Annotated in this window: 5 protein-coding genes; 3 read left to right on the forward strand and 2 right to left on the reverse strand. The window is 68.8% G+C overall.

Going from position 1 to position 7,080, the window contains the following annotated elements; all coding sequences use genetic code 11:
- Positions 1–12: 12 nt before the first annotated feature.
- Positions 13–1,839: an AMP-dependent synthetase/ligase gene (locus P2P98_RS18905; RefSeq protein ID WP_275801822.1), complete on the reverse strand. Its 1,827-nt coding sequence runs from the start codon at positions 1,837–1,839 to the stop codon at positions 13–15.
- A 155-nt stretch (positions 1,840–1,994) separates the two neighbouring features.
- Here P2P98_RS18905 and P2P98_RS18910 point away from each other — a divergent pair, with 155 nt between their 5' ends.
- From P2P98_RS18910 to P2P98_RS18920, 3 genes are read left to right on the forward strand one after another with little or no spacing between them, the layout of a single operon-like run.
- Positions 1,995–2,930, forward strand: coding sequence for an ROK family glucokinase (locus tag P2P98_RS18910; RefSeq protein WP_275801823.1), 936 nt, complete (start codon positions 1,995–1,997; stop codon positions 2,928–2,930).
- A 2-nt stretch (positions 2,931–2,932) separates the two neighbouring features.
- Positions 2,933–3,646, forward strand: a complete 714-nt coding sequence (locus P2P98_RS18915) for a lysophospholipid acyltransferase family protein (RefSeq protein WP_275801824.1) — start codon at positions 2,933–2,935, stop codon at positions 3,644–3,646.
- Between the two features lie 9 nt (positions 3,647–3,655).
- On the forward strand, positions 3,656–4,993 hold the full coding sequence (locus P2P98_RS18920; protein WP_058596021.1) for a 3-deoxy-7-phosphoheptulonate synthase class II: 1,338 nt from the start codon (positions 3,656–3,658) through the stop codon (positions 4,991–4,993).
- 227 nt (positions 4,994–5,220) lie between these two features.
- Here P2P98_RS18920 and P2P98_RS18925 read toward each other — a convergent pair.
- On the reverse strand, positions 5,221–7,080 hold a 1,860-nt coding region (locus P2P98_RS18925), incomplete at its 5' end, for a protein kinase (RefSeq protein WP_275801825.1).

A 7,080-nucleotide genomic window follows, 5' to 3' on the forward strand; every position in this document is an offset into this window, starting at 1 on the left:
TTCGTCGTCGCCTCAGGGCAGCGAGACGTTGGTGGTGTTGATCGGCACCGCGTAGATGTCTTCGATGGCGTCGGCGTAGTCCTTCACGATGACATTGCGCTTGATGCTCATCTTGGGGGTGAGATGCCCGCTGGCTTCGGTCCACTCGGTGGGCAGGATCGTGAACTTGCGGATCGACTCCGCGCGCGAGACGCGCGCGTTCGCGCGGTCGATCGCGCCCTGCACCTCGGCGCGCACCTTCTCGTTGGTCGCCGCGTCCGCGAGTGACATGTCGGCCGGCAGCCCGTTGTTCGCGAGCCACGTCGGCAGCATCTCGGGGTCGAGCGTCACCAGGGCCGAGATGAACGGCTTGTGGTCGCCGACCACGACGACCTGACCGACGATCGGGTTGGCGCGGATGGGGTCCTCGAGGGCCGCGGGGGCGACGTTCTTGCCGCCGGCGGTGACGATGATCTCCTTCTTGCGTCCGGTGATGGCGAGGAAGCCGTCGCTGTCGAACGCACCGATGTCGCCCGTCTTGAACCATTCGCCGTCGAAGGCCTCGGCCGTGGCTTCGGGGTTCTGCCAGTACTCGCGGAACACGTTCACCCCGCGCACCTGGATCTCGCCGTCGTCGGCGAGACGGATGCCGACACCCGGCAGGACGGGACCGACGGTGCCGATCTTCGATTTGGTGGCGAGGTTGACCGTCGCTGGGGCCGTCGTCTCGGTGAGGCCGTACCCCTCGAGGATCACGACGCCGAGGCTGCGGAAGAAGTGACCGAGACGGGGCCCCAGAGGAGCCGACCCCGACACCGCGTACACGACGCGTCCGCCCATGGCATCCCGAAGCTTCGAGTAGACGAGCTTGTCGAACAGGGCGAATTTGATCTTGAGCAGCAGCGGGATGGACTTCCCGTCCTGCAGACGTTGCGAATGCTCGATCGCGGCGTCGGCGGCGGCGCGGAAGATCTTGCCCTTGCCGCCTGCTTCGGCCTTCTGCTCGGCCGAGTTGTACACCTTCTCGAAGACGCGCGGGACGGCGAGGAGGAACGTGGGCTTGAACGTGCCGAGCGCGGGAAGGAGCTGCTTCGTGTCGGGCTGATGCCCGGTCTTGACCCCCGCGTGCACGTTCAGCAGCGAGATGAAGCGCGCGAACACGTGCGCGGTCGTGATGAACAGCAGGGTCGAGGCCCCGGGCGTCTCGACGACCTCGTGCAGGGCCTTGGCCGAGTTGCGCGCGAGCTCCACGAAGTTGCTGTGCACGAGGACGCAGCCCTTGGGGCGACCGGTCGATCCGGAGGTGTAGATCAAAGTCGCCACGTCGGACGCCTTGGCGAGGTGGCGGCGGCGCTCGATCTCTTCGTCGGTGATGTGGGTGCCGTTGGCGACCAGGGCGTCGAGCGCACCCGTGTGCATCTCCCAGACCTCGCGCACGAGCGTGAGGTCGCTGCGCACCTCGTCGAGCCGTGCGGCGTGCTCGGCCGACTCCACCACGGCGGCGATCGCTCCGGAGTCGGAGACGATCCACGAGATCTGCGACGGCGAGCTCGTCTCGTACACCGGCACCATGATCGCTCCGGCGTAGAACAGGGCGAAGTCGACGAGCGTCCAGTCGTACGTGGTGCGCGCGATGAACGCCACTTTCTCGCCGGGCTGGATCCCCGCCGCGACGAACCCCTTCGCGAGCGCGATCACCTGGCGCTCGAACTCGGCAGCGGTGACGTCACGCCACCCCTGCGCATCGGGGACGGCGAACAGCGGTCGGTCGGGGGTCGCCCGGACGCGGTCTGCCAACAGGTCGGACGCGTTGGCGTCCGGGTCGGCTTCGACGAGGGGGGGAAGGTCGAACTGGATCACGGCAACTCCTTCGGTACCGGAAAAATGTCGATCGGTGCATCGAGTCTATCCGGACGGTTTCGCCGGTCCGCGGCAGACGCCCGGTCCGGCATGTGTTCCACGGGGTGGCTAGACTTCTCCGGGCCGCGCCGGGTGGCAGGCCGGAGGGGAGCACGGTGCAGAACGTCGGCATCGACATCGGGGGCACGAAGATCGCGGGCGGCGTCGTCGCCGAAGACGGCACGATCGTCGAGAAACTCCGCGTGGACACCCCGATCGATCCCGCGGCGCTCGTGGATGCCGTCGTCGACATGGCCGATCACCTGCGCCGCGCGCACGAGATCCATGCGATCGGCGTCGCCGCGGCGGGGTTCATCAGCTCCGATCGCAGCACCGTGATCTACGCCCCCAACATCGACTGGCGCAACGAACCGCTCCGCGCCCGTCTCGAAGACCGCCTCCACGCTCCGGTCACGATCGAGAACGACGCCAACGCGGCCGGGTGGGGCGAGTACCGCTTCGGGGCCGGTCGCGGCGTCCGCGACATGGTCATGCTGACCATGGGCACCGGCGTCGGCGGCGCTGTCGTCACCGACGGCGAACTGTTCCGCGGCGGTCACGGCATCGGCGCCGAGCTCGGTCACATGCGCTTCGTCCGCGGCGGCCACCCGTGCGGGTGCGGACAGAACGGATGCCTCGAGCAGTACGCGTCCGGCCGCGCCCTGCAGCGCGAAGCGAACGCCATCGCCGACGAGGGTGGTGTCGGCGCTGCCCTGGCCGCCGTGCGCGACGAGAAGGGTGCCATCCCCGGTACCGCCATCTCGCGGTTGGTGCTCGCGGGCGACCCCGGGGCCCTCGAAGCCCTGCGCCGCGTCGCCACCGCGCTCGGCGAGGCCTGCGGGGGATTCCAGGCCGTGCTCGATCCGGAACTGTTCGTGATCGGCGGCGGCGTGGCGCAGCTCGGGGAAGATCTTCTCGCACCCGTGAAGCTCGCATACGAGACCTCGCTCCCGGGGTACGGTGAACGTCCGGTGGCCGAGTTCACGATCGCGCGACTGGGCAATGACGCTGGCCTCATCGGCGTCGCAGACCTGGCGGGCAAGGAGCGCTGACGATGTTCTACTGGCTCATGAAGTACGTCGTGATCGGACCGGTCATCAAGGCCGTGTTCCGTCCGTGGCTCGTGGGTCGGCGGAACATCCCGCGCGAGGGCGCGGCGATCCTGGCGAGCAACCACCTGTCGTTCTCCGACTCGATCTTCCTGCCCCTGATGATCGACCGGCGGATGGCGTTCCTGGCCAAGAGTGACTACTTCACGGGCAAGGGTCTGAAGGGCTGGGCCACGCGCCTGTTCTTCACGGCCACCGGTCAACTGCCGATCGATCGTTCCGGTGGCAAGGCGTCCGAGGCGTCGCTGAACACGGGCCTCGGGGTCCTCGGCCGCGGGGAGCTCCTGGGCATCTACCCCGAGGGCACGCGCAGCCCCGACGGCACGCTCTATCGCGGCCGTACGGGCATCGCACGCATGGCGCTCGAAGCGCGAGTCCCGGTCATCCCGGTGGTCATGGTCGACACCGGTGCGGTCATGCCCATCGGCCAGCGACTGCCGCGCGTGGGACGCGTGGGCATCATCATCGGAGAGCCCCTCGACTTCTCTCGATTCGACGGCATGGAGGGGGACCGCTACATCCTGCGGTCCGTCACCGACGAGATCATGGTGGCCCTTCAACGCCTCGGCGAGCAGCGGTACGAAGACGTCTACGCCTCGACGGTGAAGGACCGTCTCGCCACTGCCCAGGCGGCGAAGGCGCCTGCGTCACGCCACTAGACTTCAGGGGTGAATCAGCAGCTCCACGACCTCGACCACTGGCGGACCTTGCCCATCAAGCAGCAGCCGCAGTGGTATGACGAGGGCGCGGTGGCCGCGGCATCCGCAGAATTGGCGACCCTCCCGCCGCTGGTCTTCGCCGGCGAGGTCGACATCCTGCGCGATCGCCTCGCTCGTGCCGCCGCCGGTCAAGCCTTCCTTCTGCAGGGCGGTGACTGCGCCGAGACGTTCGCCGGCGCGACCGCCGAGCAGATCCGCAACCGCATCAAGACGGTTCTGCAGATGGCCGTCGTGCTGACCTATGGCGCGTCGATGCCGGTGGTGAAGATGGGCCGCATGGCGGGCCAATTCGCGAAGCCCCGCTCGAGCGACGTCGAGACCCGCGGGGGAGTCACCCTGCCCGCCTACCGCGGCGACATCGTCAACGGGTACGACTTCACCGAAGAGTCGCGCAAGGCCGATCCCGCCCGCCTGCTCAAGGGCTACCACACGGCCGCCTCGACGCTGAACCTCATCCGCGCCTTCACGCAGGGTGGCTTCGCCGACCTGCGCGAGGTGCACAGCTGGAACAAGGGCTTCGCCTCGACCCCGGCGAATCAGGCGTACGAGAGCATGGCGACCGAGATCGACCGCGCGATCAAGTTCATGGAGGCGGCCGGCGCCGACTTCGACGAGCTCACGCGCGTCGAGTTCTACACCGGCCACGAGGGTCTGCTCATGGACTACGAGCGCCCCATGACCCGCATCGACTCGCGCACCGGCCTGCCCTACAACACCTCGTCGCACTTCCAGTGGATCGGTGAGCGCACCCGCGAGCTCGACGGGGCGCACGTCGACTACTTCTCGAAAATCCGCAACCCCATCGGCGTCAAGCTCGGCCCCACCACCACGGCCGAGACGGCGCTCGCGCTGATCGACAAGCTCGACCCCGAGCGCGAGCCCGGTCGCTTGACGTTCATCACGCGCATGGGCGCCGGCAAGATCCGCGACGCGCTGCCCCCGCTGCTCGAGGCCGTCCGCGACTCGGGCGCCACGCCGCTCTGGGTCACCGACCCGATGCACGGCAACGGCATCACGACGCCCACCGGGTACAAGACGCGTCGCTTCGACGACGTCGTCGACGAGGTGCGCGGCTTCTTCGAGGCCCACCGCGCCGTGGGAACCCACCCCGGCGGCATCCACGTCGAGCTCACCGGCGACGACGTCACCGAGTGCCTGGGCGGGTCGGAGCAGATCGACGAGGCCACCCTCGCGACGCGCTACGAGAGCCTGTGCGACCCCCGTCTGAACCACCGTCAGAGCCTCGAGCTCGCGTTCCTCGTGGCCGAGGAGCTCGAGAAGCGCTGAGGCCGTTCGCCCGTCCGACGCCCCCGATCCGTTGCGGTCGGGGGCGTCGTTGTCTTCGGGGTGGTCCCTTCGACAGGCTCAGGGACCTTCAACAGGCTCAGGGACCTTCAACAGGCTCAGGGACCTTCGACAGGCTCAGGGACCTTCGGCGCGCCCGCGCGCCGCGGGGCAAGCGGCCGCGCGGTGGCTGAGCTCGTCGAAGCCACGCCCCGACCCGTGGCGCTGTCCTACAGCGTCGGCGTCAACGTCACCGTGCTGCCCTGCGGCGCGGTCGTGCCCGCCTTGGGATTGCTCGAGCGCACCTTGTAGATGTCCCAGTACTTGAACCCCAGCGGCAGCGTGCCGTCGTCGATGCCGGCATTCACCTCGAAGCCGAGATTCTCGAGCGTCGACACCGCCTCTCGGATCGTCATGCCGACGATGTTCTCGGGGATCATGACGGGTTTCGGCCCGATCGAGACGCGGAGCGTGACGGTGTCGCCGGGGCGCCAGTTGCCGCCTCCGTCGCGATCGCCGATCGCGATCACGGTGCCCGAGGCGACGGAGTTGCTGTACTCCTCGCTCGTCGTCGTCTTCAGTCCGACCGACTGGAGCTTGCTCTCGGCATCGGCGGTCTTGAGGCCCGCGACGTCCGGGACCGGTCCGAGCGATGTCGTCAGCGACGCGGCGTCGCCCTCGTAGATCGTGCAGCCCCCCGTGCAGTCGATCGCGTCGCCGCCGGAGCGGGGAGTGATGGAGGCCGAGAGCACGGTGTCTGGTCCCGCGTCGGTGAACTCTTGCGCGACGCTCGTCACACCCACGTAGACGCTCTCCAGGATCCCCTGGACCTCGTTGAGGCTCTTGCCCTGCAGCTCGGGGATCTGGTGGGTGGCGGGTCCGGCCGAGACGAAGACCGTGACGACCGTGTCCTTGTCGAGGCGCGACCCCGCCGTCGGGTCGGAGCCGACCGTCGTCCCCGCCGGGATCTCCCGGTCGTTGACGTCCTGGGACTGCGCGAGCAACTGGTTCTGCGCGAGGAGGGCCTCGGCATCCGCGTAGCTCCGTTGAGAGACGTCGGGCACCTCGACGAGTGAGCCGGGCCCCGAGCCGAAGTACCACCCGGCGGTCGCGGACCCGCCCGCGAGCACGAGGACGAGCAGCAGCAACCAGATTCCCCGAGCGGTCCGCCGGCGCGTCTTCGCACGCAACCGGGTCGCGTTGTCGGCGTCCTCGGTCGGTGCGTCGGGGATCGTGGCGGTCTGGGGGAGCACCTTCGTCAGCTCGCGCGACTCGGCCGCGGTGGCCGGGCCGACCGTTCCCACCGAGACGGCTCGCGCCACCTGGGGGGCGAGGCCCAGTTCTTTCTCGACCTCGCGCAGGCGTTGGAGCATCACGCCCGCATCGACGGGACGATCGTCGGGCTCGCGTTCGGTCGACCAGAGCACGAGCTCGTCGAGCTGCTCGGGGACGGCGGGGTTCTTCGCGCTCGGGCGCGGGACCGAGTCGGTCGCGTGCTGGTAGGCGATCTGCATCGGCTGCTCGCCCTTGTAGGGCTGCTCGCCGGCGAGCATCTCGTACAGCATGATGCCGAGCGAGTAGATGTCGCTGCGGGCGTCGGCGGTGCCGCGCGTCACCAGCTCGGGCGCGAGGTACGCGATCGTCCCCATCAGCTGCGCACCGCTCGCGGTGTTGGCGGTGGTCGCACGGGCGAGGCCGAAGTCGCCGATCTTGATGCGCCCGTCCTCGGCGAGGAGCACGTTCTCGGGTTTGACGTCGCGGTGGACGATCCCGGCGCGGTGCGCGGCCGCGAGGCCCGACAGGATGGCATCCATGATCGTCAGGGTCTGATCGACCGTCAGGCGCTTGTGCTCGCGCAGGAGTTCTCGCAGGGTGATGCCGGGCAGGTACTCCATGACCAGGTAGGCCATCTCGCCGTCTTGCCCCTGGTCGAACACGTTCACCACGTGCGGGTCGCTCAGTCTCGCGGCCGAGCGGGCCTCCTGGATGAACCGGCTCTGGAACACGGTGTCGTCGCTGAGGTGGCCGTGCATGACCTTCAGCGCCACGCGGCGTTCGAGCCGCAGGTCGGTCGCCACGTACACGGTCGC

The sequence above is a fragment of the Microbacterium sp. Kw_RZR3 genome, assembly GCF_029222405.1.
Taxonomy (GTDB): domain Bacteria; phylum Actinomycetota; class Actinomycetes; order Actinomycetales; family Microbacteriaceae; genus Microbacterium.

Coding starts and splice junctions, on each gene's coding strand:
- P2P98_RS18915 (WP_275801824.1), top strand. CDS start 2,933: ATGTTCTACTGGCTCATGAAGTACGTCGTGATCGGACCGGTCATCAAG.